Consider the following 25,967-nt stretch of genomic DNA (forward strand, 5'->3'; position numbering starts at 1 on the left):
ACCCTAAAGTGCGTGGGCCGGCCCCTGAGCGTGCGAGCCATTCCAGGGCTGGCTGGATGGTTCTCTGCGGACGCGTGCGGCCACGAGGTTTGCCGGGTTTTTCCAAGGGGCAACCGGGATCATCGTTCCGTTTGGCCCATGGGGCGCTGGCCAGTGCGGCCCTGGGGTGTGCTCCCCCGTCACCGCCGAGCGTGGCCCCGGTCGGCGCCACGGACAGGGACCTCGCAAGGCCCCAGCTGGCCGGGCTGCTTGCGGTGCGCTTGCGGCGAGGACGCTGTCATAGTGCACATCATGGTCCGGCTCGCTCGCCGGTTAATGTTCGTCAATGTGCAAGTCCCAGGACAAAGGGTTGATCTCGTCCGGGTCGGGGCCGCCACGCATTCCCATGTCGAGGGCATCGATGCGGCCCACTTCGTCGGTCGTGAGTTCAAAGTCGAACACTGCGAAATTCTCCGCGATCCGGTCCGGGTTCGTGGACTTGGGGATGGCGGAGCGCCCCTGCTGGATGTGCCAGCGCAGCATCACCTGGGCGGGTGATTTGCCGTGGCTGCTCGCAATCGCCGCGATCGTGTCGTCTCCGAGAACGCTCTTTCGGTTTTCTCCCAGGTCTCGGTACACGGTGATGCCGCCGATCGGCGACCAGGCCTGAGTGAGGATGTCCCGGGCGGCATCGGCGGCCTGCACGTCGGGCTGGCTGAAGTAGGGGTGGAGTTCGATCTGATTTACGGCCGGCACAACGGTCGTGCGGGCGGCAAGAGCGTCCAGGTGGTGAGGCATGAAATTGCTGACGCCGATTGCACGGACGCGCCCCTCGGCGAGGAGCTGTTCGAGCGCCCGGTATGCGTCGATGGTGCGGTCGAAGTGCTGCGGCATAGGCTGATGGAGGAGGAGGAGGTCGATGACGTCTACGCCGAGCTTGGTCGCGCTCTTTGCGAAAGCGTGGAGCGTCTGGCTGTATCCGTAGTCGCTGACCCAGATTTTGGTCTCGATGAACACGTCATCCCGATCGATGCCCGCACGGCGGATTCCTTCGCCGACTTCTCGTTCGTTGCCGTACGTGGCGGCTGTGTCGATATGGCGGTAGCCGGCACCGATCGCCGTTTCCACTGCGTCAGCGGTCTTTTCCGGAGCGCTCTGGAAGACGCCGAATCCGATGCGAGGGATTTCGACGCCGTTGTTTAGAGTGATGTTCTGCGTCATGGTTGGGCCTTTCCTGCGTGAATGATGGCGCGCGCCTGTGCGGTGGTGATGCGAACTCGTTGCTGGGGAGGTGGATCCAAATGGCAGATGGAAGCTCGGTCCGGAGCGGAACGAGGGCAGGGGTAATATGTCAGCGTGCTCACGTGAGTAACCGAACCGCGCACGACACGTTCCGCGCTACTCCTTCGCGGAACCACTGCGCTTTTGTAGCACCGCCATGTTCGTTCACGGACGAGAAACGTTAGCGTCCATATCTTCGGGGTCTCTGTCGGGATGATGACGTCGTCCTGCTGTGCTGGAATACTCAGGCCCAACCCTCGGCCGGGTCGGACGGGACCACCGTGTCAACGGTCAGATGTCAGCAGGTCTGGATCTCGAAGTCATATATATCGAGTGCTTTTCTCTCGCCTTTATCAGTCTGGATCCAGACCATGCCCAATGACGGGGCAACCAACTCAACATTTCCGGCCCACCTCAAACCCTCGTCGCTGTGGGCTTCTACGCAGTCGCCTGGGGTGAGAACTGACAGCAGGCCTACGTGTGTTTTTGTGTCAGAGCTTGTCATGGTGTCTCCTGGATAATGCGGGCTGTGGTGTACCAAGATTGGCTGCCGGTGATTTCCGGGCCAACGTCGGGTGAAAGTCGTTGGGTATGCGCACCTCGTCGCTCCTCCTCGCCGGTTGTGCTTTTTGGTCGGGCCTCCGGCTCAAATGAAACGCTCAGATGCACACGCCCACGTCGGATTGATGCGCGCTACGGTGCGCATGCTTACCTAACGCTTTGCAAGTCGGAGCAGGCTAGGGCGTGACGTAAGGACGCGGGGCGTTTACTGGGAGGCGGCAGCGAACGATTCTTTGTCATCGACTGTGGAGAACCTCGAATGCTGAGAACTGTTGCCCCTGATTGGTGTTGAGCGACGCGGAGGCGGCGCTCAACACCGGGGTTTGTTCCGTTTTTCCCAGGCCTCGGCCAGCGGATTACAGTCGAGGGATCGCCATGTACTTGTATTCGAGGAACTCGTCAATGCCCAGGCGGCCGCCCTCCCGGCCCAGGCCGGAGGCTTTGACCCCGCCGAACGGGGCGGCGGCGTTGGCAACGATGCCTGTGTTCAGGCCGAGCATGCCGACTTCGAGGGCCTCCCCCACGCGGAACCCGCGGTCCACGTCCTGAGTGAACAGGTAGCCCACGAGGCCGAACGGGGTGTCGTTGGCCCTGAGGATGGCTTCTTCCTCGGTGTCGAACGGGATGACCGGCGCCACCGGACCGAAGATCTCCTCGCTCATGAGGTTTGACTCCGGTGAGACGTCCGAGAGGACTGTAGGCGAGTAGAAGTATCCGGGGCGGTCTGGCCGGCTCCCGCCGGTAACGACCTTCGCGCCCTTGGTGACAGCATCGTCGACAAGCTCCTGGACCTTGCGGAGCGCCTTCTCTTCAACGAGCGGGCCGACCTCGGTGCCGGGCTCGGTGCCGTCGCCGACCGACAACAAGCTCAGACGGGCGGCGAGGCGGCGGGCGAATTGCTCTGCAATGGGCCGCTGGACGAAGATCCGGTTGGCTGCAGTGCAGGCCTCACCCATGTTGCGCATCTTGGCCGCGACCGCCCCTTCGACAGCACGATCCAGATCGGCGTCCTCGAAGACGATGAAGGGGGCGTTTCCTCCGAGCTCCATTGAGGAGCGCATAACGTGCTGGGCCGCCTGCTCGAGCAGGCGGACACCGACCTCAGTCGATCCGGTAAAGCTGATCTTGCGGGCGATCCCGCTCGACATCCAGGGCGAGACCACCGAAGACGCCTTGGTGGTGCACACGACGTTGAGGACACCCTTGGGGAGGCCAGCCTCGACCAGGATGTCCACAAGCGCCAGGGACGTGAGCGGTGTGAGGGCTGCGGGTTTGAACACGATGGTGCAGCCGGCCGCGATGGCCGGTCCGATCTTGCGCATGCCCATCGCGATCGGGAAGTTCCACGGAGTGACGAGAACAACGGGGCCTACAGGTTCCCGTGAGACAAGGACGCGGGTCTTGCCGTCGCCCGATGTCGTGTGGTCGCCGCCAATGCGGACCGCTTCTTCGGAGAACCAGCGGAAGTAGTCGGCAGCGTAGGCGATCTCGCCCTTGGCCTCGGCGAGGGGCTTCCCCATTTCAGAGGTCATGATGAGGGCGATTTCATCCTGCCTGGCCATGACGAGGTCGTAGGCGCGGCGCAGAATCTCGCTGCGCTCACGGGGAGCTGTCCGGGCCCACTCTTTCTGCACACGGCCTGCGGTTTCGATGGCGCGCTGTGCGTCCTCGGGCCCGCCGTCGGCCACGGTCGCGATGACCTCCTCGGTTGCCGGATTGACGACGTCGAAGCGGGCACCGGACGCGGCTTCGCCCCACTGTCCGTCAATGAAGAGACCCGTGCTGACTTTGGCGATGACCTCGCGTGCCCGCTCTGAGACGCTGATGTCGCTGACATTGGTGGTCATGAGAGTTCCTCTGTTTCCTTGGTGTGACGGTCTTTGCTGGTGATGGAAGCCGGGATTGAAACGGTGCTGGTTCCCGGGTCCAGAATCTGGGCCAGGTGCAGTCCGGGCCTCGAGGGCTCAAGCTGATCTACCTGTCTGGCGCAGGAGAAGCCATCGGTCAGCACGACGTCGTCGTGGCCGGTGGCCCTGAGCGCCGGGGCAAGCGCGTTCTCCGCGACCTGCATGCTCACGTCGTAGTGGTTGGCTTCGAACCCGAAGTTTCCGGCCACACCGCAGCAGCCTGTTGCGTCCGCCACGTCGCCGATACCGGCCGCCTGCAGTACCGAGCGCTGAGTGCCTGCACCGAAGACGGAGTATTCGTGGCAGTGCGTCTGGAGCACCACCTTTTCCGGCAAGGGCGTCGCCGGTGCGGGTTTCCAGCCTGACTCCGTGAGCTCGTGTATGTGGGAGGCGAAGCTGCGCACCCTGGCAGCGACCCTGCGCGCCTGATCCGTATGAACCAGTTCCGGAAGGTCTTTGCGGAGCGCTGCAGCGCAGCTCGGCTCCACGACGACGATCGGGCGGTCGGTACCGTCATCGAGCGCGATCGCAGCCCTGTTCAGCAGCTTCTTGGCAGTGTCCAGCTGCCCGGTGGAAATCCAGGTCAGGCCGCAGCAAGCATCGGCGGAGCATTCCGTGGGGCCTGTGCTGGCGAGAAGGCGGGCGGCTGCTCCGGCGACCTCCGGACGGAACCCGCGGGTGAAGGTATCCACGAAAAGCACTACCCCTTCGGCGGCGGGGTGGTCGTTCGTGTCACTGCCAGTGAACTTGCGAACCTGCCCAACGCCTGCCGCAGCGACTTCACGCCGCCATTCATTGGCTCCGGCGAAGCGGGGCATTGTCCGCTCCCTGGTGAGCCCACCCAACGCAGATACTGTTTTGGCCAGCGGCGTGGACATGATGGCGTTGACGACCGGGGCCAGGCGCCCGGTGATCTTCAGCCATCGCGGCAGCCAACCCAGGGAGAAGTGTGAGAGCGGGCGGAGTTTGCCCTCGTAGTAGTGCGAGAAGAATTCGGATTTGTAGGTGGCCATGTCGACGCCGGTGGGGCAGTCGCTGGAGCAGGCCTTGCAGGCCAGGCACAGGTCAAGCACGTCCCTGACTTCCTCGGATTTCCAGCCCTCCTCGACCGTGCGCGCGCCGCGGACCATGTCTTGGAGAACGCGGGAGCGGCCACGGGTGGAGTCCTTTTCATCCTTGGTGGCACGGTAGCTCGGGCACATCACCCCGCCGCTGTCGGAGCGGCACCGGCCCACGCCGATGCAGCTTTGGACGGCGTCAACCCACGGGTCCGTCCCTGCTGATCCGACCGGGCGCAGGTCGAAGCTCGTGCGCCATTCCCGTTCCGGTACTCCGGCGAGGGCCAGGTTGGCGTCCATGGGATCGGGATCGGTCATGGAGCCCGGATTCAGGATGCCTTCCGGGTCCCACAGACGGCGGCACTCGGAGAATGCGGCCATTACCTCGGGTGAGTACATGAGGGGCAGGAGTTCGGAGCGGGCGCGCCCGTCGCCGTGCTCGCCCGACAGCGATCCGCCGTGTCGGACGACGAGTTCCGCGGCCCGGCGGGTGAACGTGCGGAAGACTTCCCGGCCCTCCTCGCTGCGCAGGTCATAGGTGATGCGGATGTGCATGCAGCCGGCCCCGAAGTGCCCGTACATGACCCCGGTGAGCCCATGCTCGGCCAGGAGTTCGCGGAGGTCCGCCAGGTAATCGGCAAGCCGTTCGGGTGCGACGGCGGAGTCTTCCCACCCCGGCCAGGACTGGCCCCCCGTGGCAAGGCGGGAGGAAAGTCCCGCGCCGTCTTCCCGCACGCGCCAGAGCGAAGCTCGTTCCGCCGGGTCGGCGGCGGCGCGGCCCTGGACCAGGCGGCCGTCTTTCGCTAGCCGGGCGAGCAGCCGGTCCGCCTGGCTGCGCACCGCGTCCAGGTCGTCACCGTCGAGGTCCACGAAAAGCCAGGCCCGCCCCTCGGGCAGACCCAGGACGGAATCAGGTCCACGGCGGTGCCGCATGGTGGCGACGATCGCCTCGTCGGTGCCTTCGACTGCGGCCGGGTTGAACTCGAGGATCGTGGTGATGTCCCGCGCGGCGTCGACGACGTCGTCATAGCCGAGGCACACGAGCAGCGCGGCTGCCGGTTTGGGTACCAGCTTCATTCGAGCACCCACGACGATGGCCCATGTGCCCTCGGAGCCGACAACGGCGCGCGCGATGTTGAACTTCTTTTCCGGCAGGAGATTCTCGAGGTGGTAGCCGGAGACCTGCCGGGGGATGTTGCCGAATTCGAGGCGGAAGGCGCTCAGGTTCTTCTGTGCGAGCCTGGCCAGGGACGTCGTGAGGGCCTCGGCGCGGGTCACAGAGAAGGAGTCGGCGGGGTCGGTGGCCTGGAGCCCTGTCTCGTTGGCTGTCAGGCGGGCTCCGTCGGAGGTGACGAGGTCAATCTCTGACACGTGGTCGGAGGTGCGGCCGTAGCGGACGGAGTGGTTGCCGCACGCGTCGTTGCCGATCGATCCGCCGACCGTGGCGCGGTTTTTGGACGAAGGGTCCGGGGCGAAGGTGGAGCGTCCGCCGGTGGCGCGTTCCACCTCGCGGGACAGGACCGAGAGGATGACGCCTGGTTCGACGTCGACCGTCCCCGCGTCCTCATTGATGGCCAGGACACGGTCCATGTGCCGCGAGAAGTCCAGGACAAGGCCGGGGCCGATGGCGTTACCCGCCATGGACGTGCCGCCCCCTCTGGCGATGACGGCGGTTCCGCTTGCCCGACAGGCTGCGAGAGCGGCGACGACGTCGGCAACAGTCCGGGGAAACGCGACCGCGAGTGGCTCCATACGGTAATTGGAAGCATCGTAGGAATATTCGGAACGCCGCCGCGGCGACGCGTCCGCCAACACCCCCGCCTTTCCAAGTTCCCGGAGCAACGACGCCGCCCGGTCGCTCATCTCAGGGGGCGTCCCGTTGTCGGCGTCCACAGGTACCCCGTCAAAGTTGCGTTCGTGCAGCGGCTCGGGGCCGTGCAACGCCGAACGGCTGGTGGAATCGGTCATGGGCATGAGTTCTTTCTCGTCACGGCAATCAGTCTCCGGCCAGGGCAGCCACCGGGTCAGGCCCGGTCGCTCCACTGTGTGGTTTAGAAAGGTAGGGAGCATCGGGTGGAGGAACTCGCTGCGTTCCGTAGGCCTGGACAGGCGTCGGACCCTCTTTGGGCAGGACTTCGTTGCAGCGTTCGGGGCCGTCATTATCTCCGGGCGCCGCCACCCGACTTTCGGTTCCGAACAGGATTTAGATGGATGGGCGCTGGCCTTCCTGATACACCGCAGTCGGCGCCCGGACGCGTCACGGTCCGAAGTCCCAGTGAAGCGTCCAAGCCTCTTCTCCTTCGTGGCGGTCGCCCTTCTGTATCCAGTCACGGGCCTCCGGGTTCGATGCGATGACAATTCCACTACCTCACACTCCTGGAATGAGGATCGTGGCCGCTCGTCAAGGCAATTATCGGTCCCACGCCCGCTTCTTGAATAGTATCCCATTATATGGGATACCGTCAAGAATATGCTCCATGCCGGGTGGCACATTCGGCCGCAACTTTGCCGCGGCAAGCGCTTCACGGCAGTATGTTGACAATATCCCATATCCCGGGATACATTCATGTGAGCAAGGACACGGTCCACCAGGCACGTCGCTGCGCTGGTCCCTCATAGAAGATCCTGTCGGGCTCTTGCCGCTGCGGGGCCCCGATTCATGAAGGACAGGACATGTGCGTATGCAAGGCATGGGACCCCCTGAAGCGACACCATTGAGTTCAAGGGTGGGCATGTAGCAAAACGCGACGCCTCGATAAGCGGGATATGTGTCGCGGTGCCGGCTTCGAACAAGAAGGGGCAATTCCCCCAGCGTTCGAGGACCGGAAATTATTAGATCGTCTTTCGCGTACGCGGCGATGGACGAGTCACTTTGACTTTCCTCAAGGAGGAGGCGAGATGAGCATCAATCAAAGCTCCAACGACTACTTGACAGACGGACCCATTTCGACGATGGAGATGGATCAGACCCACAACAAGGAGTCAATGCTGCGGAGAATCACCGTAGCAGCCTCAGTGGGATCCCTGATCGAGTACTTCGATCTCGCCGTTTACGGCGCGTTTGCCTCGGTGATGGCTAAAGTGTTCTTCCCTGGTGCGGACGACACGGCTGACCTTCTAAACACCTTCGCCGTCTTCGCCGTGGCGTTCGTCGCACGCCCACTTGGTGGCCTGTTCTGGGGACCGCTGGGCGACCGGATTGGCCGTAAGCGCACGCTGGCGGCGATCATCATCATCATGGCGCTGGCAACAGCGGCAATCGGGCTACTGCCAAGCCATGCCGCCATCGGCACACTCGCTCCGCTCGCACTTGTGGTGCTGCGCTTCGTGCAGGGCATTTCTGCCGGCGGCGAGATCCCAGGCGCGGCGACGTTCGTGGCTGAGCACACCCACACCAACAAGCGCGCGCTGCAGACGAGTTTCCTCATGTGGGGAGTGTCAATCGGGCAACTCGCCGGGCTCCTTGTTGCGACCGTGCTATTTTCGGTACTTTCAGCTGAGGACATGCAGAGTTGGGGCTGGCGGGTTCCGTTCTTGCTGGGACTTCCGCTCGGCGCCATTGGCCTCTACATCCGCTCAAGAGTCTCGGAGTCCCCCGAGTTTCTGAAGGTCGAGCAAACGGTCGCGAAGGCGAATCCCCTGAAGGCAATCCTTGGCAATGCCCAGGGCTTGCGCATGCTCGGCAAGGCACTCCTGTTCACCCTGCCCATGGCATTCACCGGCTACATGCTGCTCACGTACATGCCGGCTTACCTCACCAAAAGCCTGCACCTCACCAGCGGGGATGCACTGCTGGCGGTCAGTGCCGCCATGATCGTCGCCATGATCCTGCAGCCAGTCGCCGGGCGTCTATCAGACCGCATCGGACGCCGCCGGATGCTGCTGACCGTCTGCCTGACAGAGCTGGCCCTCGCCCTCCCCGCGTTCGCCCTGCTGCAAAGCGGACATGGCGACGGCGGTGCCCTCCTCCCTTCCCTCGGCCTGATTCTGCTCGGAGTAGTACACGGGGCGGGCACGGGAACACAGAGTGCACCGACCCTGGAGTCCTTCCCCACGCGATACCGCTACACCGGCTTCGCGCTGGCCCTCGGCCTGGTCGCAGCGCTCCTCAGTGGCCCAACCCCCTACATCGCCACATGGCTGGTCGCCGCAACGGGCAACGGATATGCCCCTGCGTGGCTACTCATGGCCTCGGTGATTCCGCCCATCATTGGATTCTTCTTCATCAAAGAGACCGCCAACCGCCCGCTGCCCAGCTGAAGCAACCGATAGACGCGATCCAAAGGCCTGCCGTGCTTGCGGCAGGCCTTTGGTATGCTGCCCCGATCTGTATCTCTCAAACGCGTGGTCGGGGCGCAGTAGTTCCGGTACCGACTTGGCCACTCGTGCTGGCCCAATTATTCGGACCGCAGGATCCCCGCAGGTGGTATGCCTCCAAATGGTCAATGGTTCCGGTCGAACTGGAGGTATGACGAACCCGACTCCTCCTTTGAAAGCGTAGATGCGTCTCATTGCGTTTCGGCGGCGCATGTTTGTCGATGGCCGCGAAGGGTGGCCCACGAATCGATCGCGAAGGTTGCCGATGAGCCCGGCGATGGTGAGGTTCGGGCGGGCGGCGCGGTTCGAGGTGGAGGTCCTGATCCATCTGAGCGGGGTGAGACACGGGAGGACCCGCAAGCTGGCCATCGCCGAATCATCGATGGACGAGATCGTTGAGCTGGCGGGCAATTCCAAGTCTGCAGGCCAGCCGCACTGCTCTGTGCGGACGATGCTGGCGAGGGGTGCCTTAGGTCTTAGGCTCGGGCGCACCGTATTTGGGCGGCCCGGGGGCTTGACGGCTCTGGCGGAAGCGTAGAAGCTCCCCAACGAACCTGGGTTCGAGCAAAAGCTCATCTACTAAACCGAGGAATACCTCGCCGCTGCAACGCCAGCCCATACCCTCACCTGGACCGCGACAGCAGCCCCTATCCTCAAAAGTGGCCCGCCGCCCATCGTGCACGAAGCACCAAACAGAACGGAGACACTGCACGTGTTGCCGGCTGGGATGCTATGTGAACCGCGTGTTACTGCGGAGTTATTCACAACCCGGCCTTGGCAGGCAGGGTAAAGAGGCGGTTGCCCCAATTACTCCAGTACACCGTTGGAGTCGCTACAGGTGTCTTGCACCGGTCATCGCACGGACGCACCACGCCGCAGAAACCCTTCAAGACGGCACCCTCGACCGGGGCCATCATGGGGGCAGGCTTACCAGCGAACCAAGGTCGGTTTCAGCACACGGGCCGGCATTCCATCCGGTGCCTCGCGGGCTTGTGACAACAATCGGACGGGGGCAGTAGCCTGCTGTGACGAGAGACCATGACCGGCACGTGCCGGTCATGGTCTCTCGTCTTATCGCGGTGCAGGTTCGGTGATCTCCGCCGGTGACCCGTAGCGTGACGACGCTACCTTTGCCTAACCGACGGTTTCGCTTTGAGCGGGCTTCGCTGCCCGCAGGCTGTAACGTCGCCCTGAGATCAGGGCTTCTACTGAGGGTGGCCTAAGCAGGACCGAGCTGGGGCCACCCGCTCTGATGGGGGTTACCAGGAGGTAACGATGGTCCGCGGGGCTGGACTGTTGCAGGCACCGCCCCGGCACGGGGTGTGGAAGTGCACATGGCAAAGGGTCCAGGGGGTCGCCGGACTCCCTGCCCCTTAGGCCTTGTCCGCAGATTCGGTGCCGACCAGCCGCGTGCCTGCTGCTCGGTCCACCAGCCCAGCCACGGTGTCGACTAGAGCGTTTGGACCGAACTCGTTCACACTGGCCTGCATTACGTCTCTTGTCACGTTGCCATACAGCAATGGGACGCCCGAGTCGGTGCCCAGTTGGCATGCCAGGTTCAAATCCTTGAGGGTCAGCCCCAGCGTGAAGGCGACGTTCATTCGACCCTCAATGATTTGGGGCACCATGAACCGCTCGAGGTATGCATTTCGCCCTCCACTGGCCACGAGGATCTCGACAACCTTACGCGGATCCAGGCCGTTTTTGACGGCCAGGGTCATGGCCTCCAAGGAGACGAGGCGCTGCGTGGCGGACACCATGTTGTTGACCAACTTCACGGTCTGACCAGCCCCGACCTCACCGGCATGAAAGATATTCGGACTGATGGATCGCAACACGGGAAGCACGTGCTCGAATTGCGACAGGCTGCTCCCGACCATGATGGCAATCGTGCCCTCTTCAGCCTTGGTGGGACCGCCGCTCACTGGTGCATCGATGAATGTCACGCCTTTAGCCTCGAGCGACTTGGCGATCTCACGCGTCATGCTGGGATCACCGGTCGTCTGGTCGATGACGATGGTGCCTGTCCTCAGCGATTCAGCGAGGCCCCCATTGTCAAATAGGGCACTCCGGACATGGCGCGAGGTCGGCAAGCACAGCAGGATCGTGTCGCATGTTGCCGCGACGGCGGCTGGTGTCGATGCCGCTTTCGCCCCTGAGGCAACGAGTCCCTGGACGGCGTCCGGGTTCATGTCGTAGACGGTCACCTCGTGCTCACGCACGATCCGGCGGGCCAAGGCGCCTCCCATGTTTCCGAGACCGATATAGCCAATACTCATCGTGCGTTTCCTCCTGTGTGCTGTGATTCAGGCGTTTGGGGCAGGGAAGTGCCCGCTGATTTTGGCGCAGCTTTCGGCGGAGCAGCACGACGGCAAGGACGCTGTGGCCGCGTCTGCCGACATGTATGACCCGCTGACGACGCCGTTTTGATTGCCTGCACCGCGCCGCGGAGGGAGAGACTTTCCCTGCTTGATAAATGATATCCCATCATGTGGGAATTGTCAGCTATAGGTCGACCGCTCTGAGGTCGCGTCCGCGCGACTTCCTGGGGCCGATACCAAGGACGGCCTGATTCATGGTGGCGCGGTCGCCATGTGGCCATGACGTCAGGTGTACTTGCGTACGTCCAGCCACGGTTTGCCTGAAGTCGAACGCAACGGCCATTCAGCAATGGATGGACGGGGCGGAGGCCACGCCAGGCAATCCGCGGGGGAATGATCCCCCCGCATGGTCGGCGCGCTGACTGTGTGCGGCAAAACCGACTTGGCCGTCAACGCGTCCGGGCAGCCCTCGTTCGCCGAGTTACTTCGGGCGGGGCCGGTGGGCATTTTCCGGCAGCGGAGGCGAAGCTCATCGCAACGTTGATGGGGCGCCTCGTGTGCCCGGTTCGAGGCGGAAGCCGGCCGTTCTCGGGGCAGGTGGGCAAGTACTGCTTGGCATTTATGCCTGTGGCTTTAGGAGAGTATCCGAACCCATCCTTTATGATGAGACTTTGTCAATGATGCAAGGGGCGCTCCGTCCGGGGCTGCACGACATGGAGTATGAGGGCTTAGGTCATGACGGGATTGGATTCAGCAAATGGCGTCGGCGAGGTGGTATCGGCTCCGGACAGTGCGAGCAGCCTGGCCAAAATGCTCAACATCCTGCAGCTGTTCAGCGAGTCCGAGCCGGTGTGGTCGACGGCTGCCATCATTGAGGCCTTGGAGACCTCCAGGTCAACGGGGTACCGCTACATCAAGACCCTGCATGACGCAGGCCTGCTCAACGCCACCCGCAACGGCTACTACAGCCTCGGCCCCGGGATCATCGAGATGGACCTCCAGATCCGCCTGACGGACCCGCTGCTCTTGGCCAGCCATGGCGTCCTCGAGGACTTGGTGGACAAGATCGGGCACTCGGCCCTTTTGTGTACCGCGTTTCACGATTCCGTCTTGTGCGTCGGCGAGGCCCGCGCCCCGCTAAGCCCGGAGAACCGGTTCAGCCGCGGCCAGCGGCGACCATTGTTTCAAGGAGCGGTATCGAAGGTCATCCTGGCTTACCTGCCCCATCATCGCCTGAAGGCTATCTACCCTCGCCAGCGCGCAGAAATTGAGAAGGCCGGTCTGGGCAGCGACTGGAAAGAGTTCCGGGCTGCCCTGGGCGAGATCAAAAGGGCCGGTTACGCCTTGACCAAGGGAGAATTTAACCCCGGCGTCTACAGTGTCGCCGCACCAATTCTCACCGATCAGAAGACATCACTGGGCAGTGTCGGTGTCGCCTGGGATGAGAAGGAGCGGCGCGATGTCGATGTTCAGAAGGCTGTATTCGCCGTCAAGCAGGCAGCAATGACAGTATCTGATCGTCTGGCGGAGAAGCGTCAGCCCTGAAATGCACGGAGGGGCGGGAGCCTCCGCCCCCCCAAGAACTTCGAAGCGTCCCCGAAGTGAAGTACACCTACGACCCTCGCTACTTCGTTTAGACCTGCTAGCAAGAGTGTCTCTGTAACAGCCTAGATATTTGGGCAACATTTTCCGGTGACCGCCCCAGCCCGATTTCACCGCCCGGACCCATCGCCCTTAGCTGATTCCGTCGGCGAAGCATCCGCCCCCCGCGCTCACCCCTGGCCGGAGCGACCGGCCCGGGGTGAGGCAGGGGATAGATGCGGAGGAAGCCAGCTGAATGAAGTTTCAGTGAAACGGTCGCGGGAGCAGCTCAATTGTCATCGCCAGTGTCCCCTGCCGACTCAGTGAAGAGCTCGAGACCCGCTTTGGCTGCGCATAGACCTGCAGGCCAGCCCGCATAGAAGGCGACCTGAACGACGAGCCCCCGCAATTCGTCGACGGTAACGCCGTTATCAACGGCCCGCTTGAGGTGGTTGGTCAGCTCTTCGCCATTTCCGTTGGATGCCAGTACCGCGCAGGTGACCAGGCTGCGATCTCGCGGACTTAGTTCCGCCTGCTCCCAGACGTCGCCGAATAGGACATCATCGCGCAGCCTGCCCAGCTGGGGCACGGCCCGGTAAAGGGGGTGAACCCGCCCTGGCGAGTTCATGTCTTGGCCTTCGTGCTCAGACTTCGTCATTCTGCTACCGCCTCTTTAATTTTGTCGGGGTCGACGGCGATCTTGGTGCCGCTTCGTTCCAGCTGAAGAGTGAGGAAAGACCGGGCGTCCCTGTCGCCGTATCCAAGTGCCATGGCTTCGGTCATCTCTTCCTTGACGAGATTTGCCAGGCGCAACGGAACCCCCAGTTCGTTCGCAAGGCCGGTGCCGAGTACTGCGTCCTTGTAAGCGAGCTTTAGGGCGAATGCAGGTTCGTCGAATGTCCCAGGGAGGAATTGGTTTACCAGTAGATCCAGAGGTGACTGTTTGCCGGCTGATCCCAGGCGAAGCGCCTTCCAAAGATCGAGCGGCTCAACCCCGGCTTTTACTCCAACCGAAAAGACCTCCGCCATGGCCTCCCACAACATGAACCCCAGCAGATTGTGTGTCAGCTTGACGACGTTTCCCGAGCCCACTGCCCCTACATGGACAGCGCTCTTGCCGACCGCCTTAAGCAGATCCTCGTGGCGCTCGAAAATATTCTGCTCACCGCCGACCCAGATCGCCAGGTCGCCGGACTCGGCACCGGGGGGACCCCCGCTTACCGGTGCATCAAGCATATGGGCGCCGACCTTCTCGAACTCCTCTGCCATCCGTCGCGACAACGACCTCGAACTTGTCGACAGATCGTAGAGAACGAAACCCTTGGTGGCGTTGGCGAGCACACCTTCTGCGCCCAGGACGACCTGCTCTATTTCTGTTGGACCCGGCAGCGAGGTGAAGAGAACGTCCACAAGGCGCGTGAGTTCAGCGACGCTGGCGGCAAGTTTAGCTCCACTCTCGACCAGCGCTTCGGCCGCTTGGGGGTTCAGATCGAACACGACAAGCTCATAGCCTGCCGAGAGAATATTACTCGCCATGTGTCTGCCCATTAGCCCCAGACCGATAAATCCGACTTTTACCATCCCAAATTCCCTCTCATTGTCATCGAAGCGGGCTTGCGTGCCCCTATCGAAGGATCTCTGCAATCGACCCGTCAGGATCTGTATTCATGCAGTCATGCGGCGCTGCGAATTCGCGGATCTCGAAGCCTGACTTTCTGGCCGGCTACGAAGTTTCCCATGCCGGAGACTTTGGAGCTGTGCACAGACCATTTCGTCCCGAGAGCCCCCGGATTGATTACGCAGGGCATTCAGGTAGGTCGAACCAGCCCGCAACCTTTGACATCAGGACGACCGCACCAATGCCCCAATGACAGGACTCCTACAACGGCACATCTCCCCGTAGAAGCGTCGGCCCTGACACCTGGGGCCAAGGTTGAACCCGTTCATGAATCACTCATCACGGACATGCACTCCACCGACGCTTCTTGTGATCAGAGCTGGATGTAGACGCTCTTGGTGTAGAGGTAGGTGTCCATGTGTGCGGCGGTGCCTTTGTAGCCGTACCCGCTGGTCTTCGTACCGCTGAATCCCACCATTGGGTCGATGTAGCCGTAGCAGTTCACCCACATGGTGCCTGTGTGCACGCCCTGGACAACCCGAAGAGCCGTGGACAGGCTTTGCGACCAGACCGCCCCGCCCAAGCCGTATTCGCTGTCATTGGCGAGGGCTATCGCGTCGTCTACGTCGTCGAATGGAAGGATCGACAGGACTGGTCCGAAGATCTCTTCGCGGGCGATGCGCATGTCGTTTGTCACGCCGCCGAAGACGCTCGGTTGCATGAAGTATCCGTTCCCGAGCTCGTTGCCGAGCCGTTGGCCGCCATAGAGCAGTTCGGCGCCTTCGTTCCGGCCAATGTCGATGTAGGACAGGACTGTGTCCAGCTGGGTTTGGTTGATGACCGGCCCCAGGGTGGCCGTGTCGTCCAGGCTGTGCCCGACCCTAAGGGTGTCCATGAACGCCAGCAGGCGTTTGGTGAACTCATCCACGATGGACCTCTGCACGAGCACCCTGGTGCCGGCGAAACAGATCTGGCCGGAGTTGGAGAAGACGCCCATCGCGGCCCCTGGCACGGCCTTGTCCAGGTCTGCATCCGCGCAGATGATGTCGGCAGACTTGCCGCCGAGCTCCAGCTGCAGCTTTTTGATGTTTGCAGTGGACGCCTCGATGATCCGGCGGCCGGTCTCAGTGGATCCGGTGAAGGCGATGCGGTCGACGTCGGGGTGGGCCGCCAGTGCATTGCCTGCTTCCCGGCCAGGGCCGGTGACGACATTGATGACACCGGCCGCCACGCCGGCCTCGTGCAGGATCTCGGCCACCCGCAGCACGGACAGGGATGCTTCCGACGCCGGCTTCAGCACGGCGGTGCACCCGCTGGCCAGCACGGCACCGATGATCCAGAACTGGCTGTTGAGCGGGCCGTTCCAGGGAATGATTCCGCCGATGACCCCGACCGGGGCCTTCAACGTCATGGTGGTGACGTTGCCGGGGACGCCGTTCATCAGCGTCTCGCCCGAGACGTTCATCGCCTGCGATGCGAAAAATGCCAACATCTTCATCAGGGAGGCTTTAGTGTTGCGCAGACGTGAGACCGGGGCACCCATGTCCAGGGCCTCGATCTGGATCAGCTCCTCGAACCTCTGGTCCAGGACCTGAGCGATGCGCGTCAGCAGCGCCTGACGCTCGTAAGGGGTCCACGTGCCCCACTGGCCAGTGAACGCTTTGCGCGCAGCGAGAACCGCATGGTCTACGTCGGCCTGACCACCGGAGGCGAACCGTGCCAGGACCTCGCCGGTAGACGGGTTCGTCGTGGTCAGCGTCCGTCCGGACACGGCGGGAACATGTTGGCCGTCGATGAAGAGATGGTGAACGTCGCGGGACAAGAAGCCTTTGGCCTGCTCATTCAGAGCGAAGTCCGGCTGGGTTGTGGTCATTGCTTTCCTCTCAAGTGACCTTTGACTTTCCGTCAGTCGAAGATGAAGACGCCTTTGCCGATCTTGCGCTGATCGAACAGTTCATAGGCCTTTTCGGCCTCATCCAGCCGGAACTCGTTGGTGAACAGGGCCTCCACGTCGAGCCTGCGCTCGGCCACGAACTGAGCGCATTCCTCCTGCTGGTTCTTGCTGAAGGTGAGCGAGCCCACGACAGTTTTCTGCAACTGGATGAGTTCCTCGCTGTCGAATTCGACCTTGCCGAAGACTCCCACCATGCCGACAGTTCCCCAGGGGCGCAGTGCCTGGATAGCCTGACGGCGCACGGTGGTGTTGGCGCTGCATTCGATGGACTTGTCTGCGCCTGCGCCGTCGCGGGTCAGGTCGCGGACAGCGGCGACGGGGTCCTGCTCTCTTGAGTTGATGACGTAGTCGGCACCGAACTTTTTGGCCATCTCCAGCCGGGAGGGTTCGACATCGACGGCGATGACCCGGGCGCCGAAGGCCGTGGCAAGCATGGTGGCGCTCAGGCCGACGGGTCCCTGCCCGAAGATCGCAACGGTATCATCGGCTGACAGGCTCACCCTCTTGATCGCCGCGAAGGCCGTTCCGGTGCCGCACGAGATTGCCGCACCGGTCTTGAATGAAAGTGAGTCGGGCAGCTTGATGAGTGTGTGGGCGGGGACCTTCATAAAGTCAGCATGTCCGCCGTCGCCGTCCAGCCCGCCGAATACCGTGCGTGCATTTGGGCAGTACTGCGTGAAGCCTGAACGGCAGTATTGGCAGGTTCGGCATCCGTCGTAGTGGTGGACCATGACCCGGTCTCCCACCTTGGCCTCGCTGGGGCGCACGGCCTCACCGACAAGCTCGACTACTCCGCACGGCTCGTGCCCTTCGATGACCAGCCTGGATCCTGTGCGCAGGGGGCCGTGGAGGTGGTTGAGGTCGCTCCCGCACATCCCGGAGGCCTTCATGCGGATTACAACTTCATCCGGCCCGGGGACGGGGTCAGGGTATTCACGGAGTTCAAGCTTACTGTCGCCCAGGAAAACAACTGTTTGCATGTAACGCTCCTCTATAGGCAGGAGATGGACGGCGGTGCAGCCATGCGGCGCAGCCTGGCATGAGCACGGAAGTTAGCGGGAGGAATCCATCCACAAGGAGGCGGTGCGACGGAGAAGTCGCGGCACGCAGGGCAAGCTTCGTTCCAGGTGAGACTTGCGCCGTGCGCACGGATTCGCTCGACAATGTTCGGTCACGTGTCCAAGTACCTTTACTGTTCGTTGGCGCTCCCGCTCATACAGGTGAATGGAGCGCCCGGCTAGAGGGTGGGCCGCTTGTCTTGGCCATAACTGCCATAGCAATTAAGAGAATATCCTGTATTATGAGACTTTGTCAACAATGTGAGAACTGGCCGGCGCAAGGCTGCATTACATGGAATAAAGGACACGGGTCATGACGGGATTCAATTCGGCGAATGCAGCCGGCAAGGTGGTGTCGGTTCCGGACAGTGCGAGCAGTCTGGCCAAGATGCTCAATATTCTGCAGCTGTTCAGCGAGTCGGAGCCGGTGTGGTCGACGGCTGCCATCATTGAGGCCTTGGAGACCTCCAGGTCAACGGGGTACCGCTACATCAAGACCCTGCATGACGCAGGCCTGCTCAACGCCACCCGCAACGGCTATTACAGCCTCGGCCCGGGGATCATTGAGATGGACCTCCAGATTCGCCTGACGGACCCGCTGCTCTTGGCCAGCCATGGCGTCCTCGAGGATTTGGTGGACAAGATCGGGCACTCGGCCCTTTTGTGTACCGCGTACGGCGATTCCGTCTTGTGCGTCGGCGAGGCCCGCGGCCCCCTAAGTCCGGAGAACCGGTTCAGCCGAGGGCAGCGGCGCCCCCTACTTGGCGGAGGATCGGTGTCGAAGGTCATCCTGGCTTACCTGCCCCATCATCGCCTGAAAGCTATCTACCCTCGCCAGCGCGCAGAAATCGAGAACGCCGGGCTGGGCAGCACGTGGAGTTCCTTCCGCGCGACGCTGGGCGAGATCAAAAAAGACGGCCATCTCCTGACCATGGGGGAATTCAACCCCGGTGTCTACAGCGTTGCTGCACCCATTCTCACCGATCAGAAGACCGCCCTGGGCAGCGTAGGCGTCGCCTGGGATGAACATGTGCGGCGCGACGTTGATGTCCCGCGCGCCGTGCTCGCCGTCAAGCAGGCGGCGATGACCATATCGGAGCGGATGACGGAGAACAATCACCGCAACTGATAGCCGTGAAAGCGCGGGATGGTCAAAGGCCGCCGGAACCACCAATTGTCACGCCGGCCGCGCGCCGTCCCTAAAGGCTATGATTTCTGCCGACAAGCCGAAGAAGGGTTCGCCCCCGTCGGTAAAGGTCGTTGCCGTGGTAACTTCCGCCACAACGTCCTAAGGGCCCCAAGCTTGGCCATCTGGCTCCGCCCATAAGGCAACACGGGGCCCCGTGGGGCCCCGTGTCGCTCGCGTGCTCTGGTTGGCTTTAGAAGGTGTGGAGTACTGCGCGGAGGAACTCGGTTGGTTCGATTGCCTCGACGGGTACGGGGCCTTCATTGGCCAGGAATTCGTAGCCGGTTTCGGGGCCGTACTTTTCCCCGCCTGCGGTGACCTGGCCCTTGATCTGGAACAGGATTTCGATGGAGGGGTGCTGGCCGGCCTGGTACACGGCGCCCGGTTCGAGGCGCAGGAAGCCGATGCGCAGGTTGCGTTCGGTGAAGCTTCCGAGCCACTTCTCCGAGACCCCTTCGTCGGCCGACGGGAGCCAGTCGTAGGCTTCGGGGTTCATCGCGATCACGTCTTCGTACCGCGGAGTCGCGAACTCGAGCTTACGACCGGTGGCGTGCTCGAAGATCGCCTGCGACCCGTCCACGGTCTGGGCTTCACCATTGGCGTCCGTGTAGTGATACAGGCCCTTCTTGAACTCCCCGGTCTTGGCCAGTTCAGCATTACCTTCTTCACGCTGCGCGACACTGAGGTATCCGCCACCGCTCGCGCCGCCAGCCTGCAGCACCATGGTCCGAAGACCCTCAGCACGCGCCTGGGGGCCGTAGTGGACGCTTTCGGGGAAGTACCCGACCCACCCTTGCTCCAGCACATCCTTCTCGGTGTAGGGGAGGCTGCCCTCGATGACGTAGCGGATCTGGTCAAAGTTGTGCCGGTGCCGGGGCGTTCCCCAACCGCCGCTGCCCGTGAGGCCCATATTCAGGTCAAAGTTGTTGGGCGAACCATCTTCACCGAACAGCAGGTGCTTCTGGTCCAGCTTTCCCTCACGCATGGTTCCGACTCGTTCACTGCCGGTATCGGCTGCCTTGCTTACGCGCATTCTCCTGCTCCTTCACAAAAGTCGATGTCATCCCCCGGCAAGAACCGACGGGTTGCCGGCGTCCGCTCACCCATTGCGGTTCAGGCCTAACAAGACGCCGATAATTGACCATATCCCATAGTTCGGGATATAGTCAATCTTCAAATGCATTCATACGGGCGCTGCGGGGCTTGACTAAATCCCACAATGCGGGAAATACTAGGATCAAATGTATTTGGGCTAGTTGAACTATGCCCCACTTCATGCCGGCATAAAGCGACGAAGCGAGGTTCGACCATGACGACTGCACCCCATGAGGCTTCGACGTGCTGACGCGGCGCGGGACTTCAACGCCGAAGTTGCTTGATGGCTGCAGGTTGGTCAACTCAAGGGGTTCGCTCCTTGCTCCACATCTTCGTTCCGTATCTTCCAGTTTTAATGATCGACCTGGCCGTCAGCGGTGCATGCGGCGGGGCACTATTAGGACACAGCAGGCGTGATCGCACACTCCCCCAAGCCAGCGCTAGGATCACGACCGTGGTCCGAACGAACGACGACGTACCCGCACGAAAGGCGAGTTTCATGACCTCCGGCCGCCCCATTTCCCATCCATCTGAGGATTGGGATCCGCTCGCCACAGAGAACCATAGTGATCCGCGAGCTGTATATTCCCGTCTGCGCAATGAATGTCCGGTCGCGTGGAGCGACCGATTCGACGGGTTCTACGCCCTCACGCGTTTCAAGGATGTGACAGAGGCTGCCCTCGACTGGCACACCTTCACCAGCGCGCAGAAGACTCCGATTCCCGATGCCACCACCCCGGATCGTCCCCCTCGGGCACCTGCAGAGGTTGACCCGCCATTTCATACGGCCTACCGTGACCTGTTGAACAGGTTCTTCACGCCGGAGTACATCCGTCGTATTGAACCAGTGATCCGGCGTACGGCACGGGACCTGATCGGCCGGTGCGTTTCCCTGGGCGAGACCGACGCCGTTGCCTCCTTTACTTTCTACATGCCGATCCAGGTCCAGTGCATCTTCCTCGGCATCTCGGTCGAGGACGCCGAGCGCATCAAGACGACGATCAACCAGATTATTGATGCCGGCGCGGCAGGCGACACGGCAACGCATAAGGCCGCGAACGATGAGATGTACGAGTACATTTACCGCGTCCTTGAGTCGCGCAAAAAAGCGCCCTACGACCCGAACGATGTCATCAGCGCGATGATCCACGAGGAAGTTGATGGGAGGCGGCTCACCGACGACGACATCGCCGGCACGATCCGCTTGTTCCTCCAAGCAGGCCACGGCACCACGACCAACATGCTCGGCAGCATCATCCGGCATCTCGCCACGACCCCGGCTGATCAGAAGCGGCTCAGGAGCGAACCGAAGCTCATCCCACAGGCCATCGAGGAGTTGCTCCGTGTATGGACACCGGTCCGCCTCGTCGGCCGCAAGACAACCCGTGATGTCGAGATCGAGGGTCGGATGGTCCCCAAGGGATCGCGTGTCGGTCTGATGGTGTCGGCAGCAAATCTGGACGACCGCAAGTTCGAAAACGCGGATAAGGTCGATTTCGATCGCAAGCCCAACCCGCACATCGCGTTTGGATTTGGCCCGCACCGCTGCGTCGGTGCCTCCCTCGCACGAGAGCAACTGCGCATCGCGGTGGAAGAGCTGCTCTCCATGACGGACGATTTCGAGTTGACGGGTGAGCCCGAGTGGAGCACCTGGACCCACCTCGGCCCTTCCAAACTCCCCGTACGTTTCATTCCACGCTCGGTCGACCTGACAGGCAGCGTGATCAGGGCCGGCTACAGGGAGCTTGTCATGAATGTCGCCGCTGCCCGTACCGTGGCTGACCGCACCCTCGAGATCGAGCTGCGTGCCAATGAGGACGCAGAGCTCCCAGAATGGACCGCGGGCGCACACGTCGACCTGGTGCTGCCCGGTGACGTCGTCAGGTCCTATTCACTGGTCAACGGACCGTCGGACCGGACCCATTGGCGTGTCGCGGTCCTGCGCGAGGAGAACGGGCGCGGCGGATCCGCGATGATCCACACCCTGAAAGCCGGCGACCGGGTCCGGGTGCGCTGGCCACGCACCAACTTCGCTCTGGAGAGCGCCGAGCGCTACCACTTCTTCGCGAGCGGGATCGGCATCACACCAATCCTGCCAATGATTGAAGCGGCACAGGAGAGCGGTGTGCCATGGCGTCTGGACTACGTGGGGCGAACCAGGCCCCGCCTCGCCTACCTCGATCAGCTGGAGCACTACGAGTCAACGCAGATCCATCTGACGTCCGAACACGGTCGTCCGGACCTCGACGCCCTAGTCGCGACGACGGACGAACGGGCGGCAATCTATGCGTGCGGCTCGCAGGGTTTCCTTGTCGGCCTGGAGGAGGCCGCCAAGCGTGCCGGGCGGGAGCTGCACGCCGAGTGGTTCGCACCAAAGCCTGGCGCCCGACAGGGAGCAGCGGGTTCGCATGAAGCCTTCACCGTGCACCTCGAACGATCCAACATCGACGTGGCCGTTCAGCCCGGGCAATCCATCATTGACGCCTGCGCCGAAGTGGGCGTGACCATCCCCGGCGCCTGCTTCGAAGGCACCTGCAGCTCATGCCTGACCAACGTGCTGAAAGGGGTTCCAGACCACCGGGACTCCTTCCTCTCATCCAAGGAACAGGAGTCGAATAAACTGATGGCGGCGTGCGTTTCGAAATCGATGACCGACAGACTCGTGCTCGACTGGTAGATGATGAGTTTGCGTCGAAAATTCAAGGGTGCCTACAAGAAAACTGGTCGGAGGGCTGTCATTGGGGCGGTTCGGCGCTCCGAACCTCTCCAAGGATTTGGGCGTCCGTAACTTGTGGGAGGCCGAGTATCCTCATGCGTCTGACACTTTCATGGGGCGCTGGTGCAGGCGTGGGCGGCCGGCCGTCCACGCCTGACAGTCAAAGTTGAGCGCGCCATCAGGGATCAAGCAGCATGGATAGACGTTCATCGCGCTTCGTTATGCGGCCTACCCGGAACCCGTTGCCTTCGCGGCTAGCCTTTTCCTGGCTGTCCAGCTCGTTCAGCCAATTCGGTGGCACGGGGTCGTGTTCCTTGGTAGAACTGCATGCTATCCGGCAGCCCGGTCACTGTTGCGTTGGAACCGGAGATATCGATAGTGATTCTGCTGTTCGCCATGGGAGCGTTCGTGATGTGCAGGTCGCCGAAGGACTGGGGCAAAGCTGGATCCATCCATAGGCCGCCCCGGGCGACGTCCGCGTAGTAGCCCATCAGGGTCTTGATCAGCATGATTGGAGTGGTGGCGGCCCACGCTTGAGGCGAGCATGCAGTGGGATAGGGCACGGGTTCGTCGAAATGCTCACGGCTAAAGCCGCAAAATAACTCCGGAAGCCTGCCCCCCGAGAACTCGGCCGCCTCCAGAAGGGCTGTGGAGATCTGCTGCACATGCTCTGTGAAGCCGTACCTCAGGAGTCCGGCTGCAATGATCGCATTGTCGTGGGGCCAGACGGACCCATTGTGATAGCTAACAGGATTGTACGCGCCCATATCGCTCGCCAACGTTCGCACGCCCCAGCCGCTAAACATCTCTGGGGACATCAGCCGTTCGGCCACCAGCGCAGCCTTGTCATCATCGACAATGCCAAACATCAGACACTGCCCCATGTTAGAAGCGCAGGCGTCGACCGGCCGCTTGTTCCGGTCCAGGGCAACGGCGAAGTACCCATGTTCGGGCAACCAAAACTGCTCGTTGAACCGCCTCTTCAACTGTGCCGCGCGGTCCCGGTACTCCCTCGCCAACCGCAGATCGCCGGCGTCGTAGGCGAGCCAAGAGCGGGCCAAAAAGGCGCCGTAAACGTAGGCCTGCACCTCACACAGGGCGATCGGCGGCTCCGCCAGCCTGCCGTCGGCAAAGTTGATGCCGTCCCAGGAATCCTTCCAGCCTTGGTTGATAAGCCCTTGGTCGTTGAGGCGAGCATATTCAACGAAGCCATCGCCATCACGATCGCCATAATCCTGGATCCAGTCCAGCGCCCGGTCGACGTGCGGCAACAGGGCAGAGATGGATTCCGGAGTAAACCCCCAGCGGCTGACTTCCCCAAATAGGGCCACAAACAGCGGAGTGGCATCGACACTGCCGTAGTAGGCGGACTTGCCGCCCAGCGCCAGTCCGCTGGAGATGTCAAACCTAACCTCGTGCAGGATCTTTCCCGGCTCCTCCTCGCTCATCTCATCCACCACTCTGCCCTGGAGGCCAGCAAGGGTCTGGATGGTGCCGAAGGCCAAAGACGGATCAACCGGAAGCGCCATGAGGGAGGCCCAGAGTGAGTCCCTGCCGAACACCGTCATGAACCACGGTGCACCGGCAGCCACCACGATGCGCTCGGGGTGTTCAGGATCCTCGATGCGAAGCGCGCCCAGATCATCGTAGCTACGCCGCAGGGTTCGCTCGATGGAGCGGTTGCCCATCCGCAATACCGGAATCCTTCCTACCCACTCCTGGCGCCGCAGATCGCGCGGAGACAACTGGCCCTCGTCGGGACGAACGAAAGAAGCAACCGGACCAGACCCGTCAACTGTGGGCACTACACTCAGGCTGGTGCTCCATAACCCGTGCGGCGGAACAACGGCATGATACGTCAGTCCGTCGGAGGAAGTCTCAGCGCCGTTGGCCAACACAACGACGCCCTTCCGAATGTCCTGCCATGTGGCCCGGATGGTTAGGCTCGGGCCATTCAATTCACGGGATTCATTCCAGCGCCGCTGAATGCGTGCTTCCTTCACCTCGAACAGGTCAGCAAAATCCGCCTTGATCGTTAAGGCGACAACGCACTCTGCAGGAAGGGACGAGTAGTTTCGCACGGTGATCTGCTCTTGAATTCCAGCGCCCACCTCGCGAAGACGTTCGACGACGAGTGGACTGTCTTCGTACTCGTCCGTACGGCGCACTCGCCCAACAAACAGTGCCCTATACGGTTCCTTCGCCTTCGCGGCCAGCGGTTCCAAGGACTGACCGTTAATGGTCAGATGCCAACCAGACAAGATACGGGTGTCTGCATGAAAAACGCCGTGCGGATATTCCGGATCGATATCCCCATTCGCCGCGGAAATGCAGAATGACGAGCCCTCCACCAAAGTGACTGACCCAGGGCCCATCGGCCCAGCGGCAGTATCAGCATTCCATCCAGCCATCCCGATTCCTTCTGCGGATTGACTTCCAAAATTCAACCCCGGCAACACCGCGGGGCCCGATCAACGGCGTCACTCAGTACAAGAAACGCTACGCTTGTGTGCCAGCTGTCGCCAGATGCCGAGGTGTTCCGTACGGCCCTACCACGAAGGGTTATGCGATCCGTCGTTGATGGTCTATCGGCTGCTACCGGATTGCCGCGCGCCGCTGTGGTAGACCCGGTGGATGGGATTTGAGAATGGCTGAGCGAAAGGCACCTCCCAAGCAGCTGGCATGGGGTCCCGTGGGGCCGGTGACAGGCTCGGGGTGGACAAGCCCTGGAGCAATCGCTGACCCGGCCGGCTGACAGCGGCCCCCTGTCGTGACGGTGCTGCGGCAGCCCTCCACCCTCCACGCCCTGACCAGTGAGGCTCGGCAGCGAACCTCCGTCAAAGACATGTCCTCTGCCGTAGTGTGCGGCCGGGTCGTGGTTGGGCCACTGGCCGGAAAGACACTGGGAGGTATGTGGAGAGAGTTTCATTATTGACACGATCCCATATTGCGGGATATGTTTATTGCGAAGCGGATGCGGCCGCAGTCAAGCCCCGCTGCATAATTTTAAAATAATCCCACAATGCGGGAAAGCGTGCATGATTGCCTGTGCCACTGGGCCACCGTTGCTTACCTTCCCCACAACGCGACTCCACGAGGATCGACTATGACGACGACACCCCTGACCCACACCCCCCAGGATTCCGGCGTGCCGATGTCCGCGCGGGATTTCAGCGTTATGGAGCGGGTAGTCCTGATCACCGGCGCCGGCCAGGGTATCGGCCGCGCACAGGGGCGCCCGATGGCGGCAGCCGGAGCGCGTGGCGGGGTGGGCGATAAACACCATGAAAAGGACAACCCAGTAGTAGAGGTGATTAAATCTATGAATTATAAAA

The 25,967-nt window shown here is 62.1% G+C and carries 15 protein-coding genes and 1 pseudogene; 5 read left to right on the forward strand and 11 right to left on the reverse strand.

All coding sequences use genetic code 11. The annotated features are described in order from the left end of the window. Positions 1-312: 312 nt before the first annotated feature. The 4 genes from ACFQ50_RS11535 to ACFQ50_RS11550 form a co-directional block, all read right to left on the reverse strand. A complete protein-coding gene (locus ACFQ50_RS11535) occupies positions 313-1,200 on the reverse strand; it encodes an aldo/keto reductase (protein WP_377995672.1) in 888 nt (295 codons plus the stop codon). A gap of 358 nt (positions 1,201-1,558) precedes the next feature. After that, positions 1,559-1,765: a hypothetical protein gene (locus ACFQ50_RS11540; RefSeq protein ID WP_377995673.1), complete on the reverse strand. Its 207-nt coding sequence runs from the start codon at positions 1,763-1,765 to the stop codon at positions 1,559-1,561. Between the two features lie 412 nt (positions 1,766-2,177). Next, the gene (locus ACFQ50_RS11545) at positions 2,178-3,668 is read right to left on the reverse strand and encodes an NAD-dependent succinate-semialdehyde dehydrogenase (protein ID WP_377995674.1); all 1,491 of its coding nucleotides are present in this window, start codon (positions 3,666-3,668) and stop codon (positions 2,178-2,180) included. Then, the gene (locus tag ACFQ50_RS11550; protein WP_377995692.1) at positions 3,665-6,649 is read right to left on the reverse strand and encodes an FAD-binding and (Fe-S)-binding domain-containing protein; all 2,985 of its coding nucleotides are present in this window, start codon (positions 6,647-6,649) and stop codon (positions 3,665-3,667) included. Before ACFQ50_RS11550 ends, ACFQ50_RS11545 begins: the two co-directional genes overlap by 4 nt. A gap of 1,035 nt (positions 6,650-7,684) precedes the next feature. Here ACFQ50_RS11550 and ACFQ50_RS11555 point away from each other — a divergent pair. Then, positions 7,685-9,046: an MFS transporter gene (locus tag ACFQ50_RS11555; RefSeq protein WP_377995675.1), complete on the forward strand. Its 1,362-nt coding sequence runs from the start codon at positions 7,685-7,687 to the stop codon at positions 9,044-9,046. A gap of 1,430 nt (positions 9,047-10,476) precedes the next feature. Here ACFQ50_RS11555 and ACFQ50_RS11560 read toward each other — a convergent pair. Beyond that, complete coding sequence (locus tag ACFQ50_RS11560) at positions 10,477-11,382, reverse strand: NAD(P)-dependent oxidoreductase (RefSeq protein ID WP_377995676.1); 906 nt, start codon at positions 11,380-11,382, stop codon at positions 10,477-10,479. Between the two features lie 777 nt (positions 11,383-12,159). Between ACFQ50_RS11560 and ACFQ50_RS11565 the strand changes: the two genes are divergently transcribed. Next, the gene (locus ACFQ50_RS11565; RefSeq protein WP_377995677.1) at positions 12,160-12,969 is read left to right on the forward strand and encodes an IclR family transcriptional regulator; all 810 of its coding nucleotides are present in this window, start codon (positions 12,160-12,162) and stop codon (positions 12,967-12,969) included. A 325-nt stretch (positions 12,970-13,294) separates the two neighbouring features. Here the strand turns inward: ACFQ50_RS11565 and ACFQ50_RS11570 are convergent, their stop codons facing one another. The 4 genes from ACFQ50_RS11570 to ACFQ50_RS11585 all read right to left on the reverse strand — a co-directional run bounded on the left by ACFQ50_RS11570 (position 13,295) and on the right by ACFQ50_RS11585 (position 17,557). Further along, on the reverse strand, positions 13,295-13,663 hold the full coding sequence (locus tag ACFQ50_RS11570) for a carboxymuconolactone decarboxylase family protein (RefSeq protein ID WP_377995678.1): 369 nt from the start codon (positions 13,661-13,663) through the stop codon (positions 13,295-13,297). Then, entirely contained in the window at positions 13,660-14,586 is a 927-nt protein-coding gene (locus tag ACFQ50_RS11575) for an NAD(P)-dependent oxidoreductase (RefSeq protein WP_377995679.1), read from the reverse strand. Before ACFQ50_RS11575 ends, ACFQ50_RS11570 begins: the two co-directional genes overlap by 4 nt. 410 nt (positions 14,587-14,996) lie before the next feature. Then, positions 14,997-16,496, reverse strand: a complete 1,500-nt coding sequence (locus ACFQ50_RS11580) for an aldehyde dehydrogenase family protein (protein WP_377995680.1) — start codon at positions 16,494-16,496, stop codon at positions 14,997-14,999. 32 nt (positions 16,497-16,528) lie between these two features. Next, a complete protein-coding gene (locus ACFQ50_RS11585; RefSeq protein ID WP_377995681.1) occupies positions 16,529-17,557 on the reverse strand; it encodes a zinc-binding dehydrogenase in 1,029 nt (342 codons plus the stop codon). A 391-nt stretch (positions 17,558-17,948) separates the two neighbouring features. Between ACFQ50_RS11585 and ACFQ50_RS11590 the strand changes: the two genes are divergently transcribed. Further along, positions 17,949-18,764, forward strand: a complete 816-nt coding sequence (locus tag ACFQ50_RS11590) for an IclR family transcriptional regulator (RefSeq protein WP_377995682.1) — start codon at positions 17,949-17,951, stop codon at positions 18,762-18,764. 250 nt (positions 18,765-19,014) lie between these two features. On the opposite strand, the gene ACFQ50_RS11595 is transcribed toward ACFQ50_RS11590, so the two are convergent. Beyond that, positions 19,015-19,854, reverse strand: a complete 840-nt coding sequence (locus ACFQ50_RS11595) for a hypothetical protein (RefSeq protein WP_377995683.1) — start codon at positions 19,852-19,854, stop codon at positions 19,015-19,017. A 561-nt stretch (positions 19,855-20,415) separates the two neighbouring features. Here ACFQ50_RS11595 and ACFQ50_RS11600 point away from each other — a divergent pair. Further along, a complete protein-coding gene (locus tag ACFQ50_RS11600; protein WP_377995684.1) occupies positions 20,416-22,593 on the forward strand; it encodes a cytochrome P450/oxidoreductase in 2,178 nt (725 codons plus the stop codon). 293 nt (positions 22,594-22,886) lie between these two features. Here ACFQ50_RS11600 and ACFQ50_RS11605 read toward each other — a convergent pair whose 3' ends face one another. Beyond that, a complete protein-coding gene (locus ACFQ50_RS11605; RefSeq protein WP_377995685.1) occupies positions 22,887-25,043 on the reverse strand; it encodes a glycogen debranching N-terminal domain-containing protein in 2,157 nt (718 codons plus the stop codon). Positions 25,044-25,738: 695 nt separating this feature from the next. On the opposite strand from ACFQ50_RS11605, the pseudogene ACFQ50_RS11610 reads away from it, so the two are divergent. Beyond that, positions 25,739-25,967 (forward strand): annotated as a pseudogene (locus tag ACFQ50_RS11610) (short-chain dehydrogenase); the annotation flags it as partial.

Origin of the sequence: Arthrobacter sp. NPDC056493, assembly GCF_042795115.1 — a bacterium.
GTDB lineage: Bacteria > Actinomycetota > Actinomycetes > Actinomycetales > Micrococcaceae > Arthrobacter.

Excerpts from the sequence above, each read along its gene's own strand:
- ACFQ50_RS11585 (WP_377995681.1), bottom strand. The coding sequence starts at position 17,557 with ATGCAAACAGTTGTTTTCCTGGGCGACAGTAAGCTTGAACTCCGTGAA.
- ACFQ50_RS11600 (WP_377995684.1), top strand. The coding sequence starts at position 20,416 with ATGACCTCCGGCCGCCCCATTTCCCATCCATCTGAGGATTGGGATCCG.
- ACFQ50_RS11605 (WP_377995685.1), bottom strand. The coding sequence starts at position 25,043 with ATGGCTGGATGGAATGCTGATACTGCCGCTGGGCCGATGGGCCCTGGG.
- ACFQ50_RS11540 (WP_377995673.1), bottom strand. The coding sequence starts at position 1,765 with ATGACAAGCTCTGACACAAAAACACACGTAGGCCTGCTGTCAGTTCTC.
- ACFQ50_RS11580 (WP_377995680.1), bottom strand. The coding sequence starts at position 16,496 with ATGACCACAACCCAGCCGGACTTCGCTCTGAATGAGCAGGCCAAAGGC.
- ACFQ50_RS11570 (WP_377995678.1), bottom strand. The coding sequence starts at position 13,663 with ATGACGAAGTCTGAGCACGAAGGCCAAGACATGAACTCGCCAGGGCGG.
- ACFQ50_RS11560 (WP_377995676.1), bottom strand. The coding sequence starts at position 11,382 with ATGAGTATTGGCTATATCGGTCTCGGAAACATGGGAGGCGCCTTGGCC.
- ACFQ50_RS11535 (WP_377995672.1), bottom strand. The coding sequence starts at position 1,200 with ATGACGCAGAACATCACTCTAAACAACGGCGTCGAAATCCCTCGCATC.
- ACFQ50_RS11555 (WP_377995675.1), top strand. The coding sequence starts at position 7,685 with ATGAGCATCAATCAAAGCTCCAACGACTACTTGACAGACGGACCCATT.
- ACFQ50_RS11575 (WP_377995679.1), bottom strand. The coding sequence starts at position 14,586 with ATGGTAAAAGTCGGATTTATCGGTCTGGGGCTAATGGGCAGACACATG.
- ACFQ50_RS11550 (WP_377995692.1), bottom strand. The coding sequence starts at position 6,649 with ATGAGCGACCGGGCGGCGTCGTTGCTCCGGGAACTTGGAAAGGCGGGG.
- ACFQ50_RS11545 (WP_377995674.1), bottom strand. The coding sequence starts at position 3,668 with ATGACCACCAATGTCAGCGACATCAGCGTCTCAGAGCGGGCACGCGAG.
- ACFQ50_RS11595 (WP_377995683.1), bottom strand. The coding sequence starts at position 19,854 with ATGCGCGTAAGCAAGGCAGCCGATACCGGCAGTGAACGAGTCGGAACC.
- ACFQ50_RS11565 (WP_377995677.1), top strand. The coding sequence starts at position 12,160 with ATGACGGGATTGGATTCAGCAAATGGCGTCGGCGAGGTGGTATCGGCT.
- ACFQ50_RS11590 (WP_377995682.1), top strand. The coding sequence starts at position 17,949 with ATGACGGGATTCAATTCGGCGAATGCAGCCGGCAAGGTGGTGTCGGTT.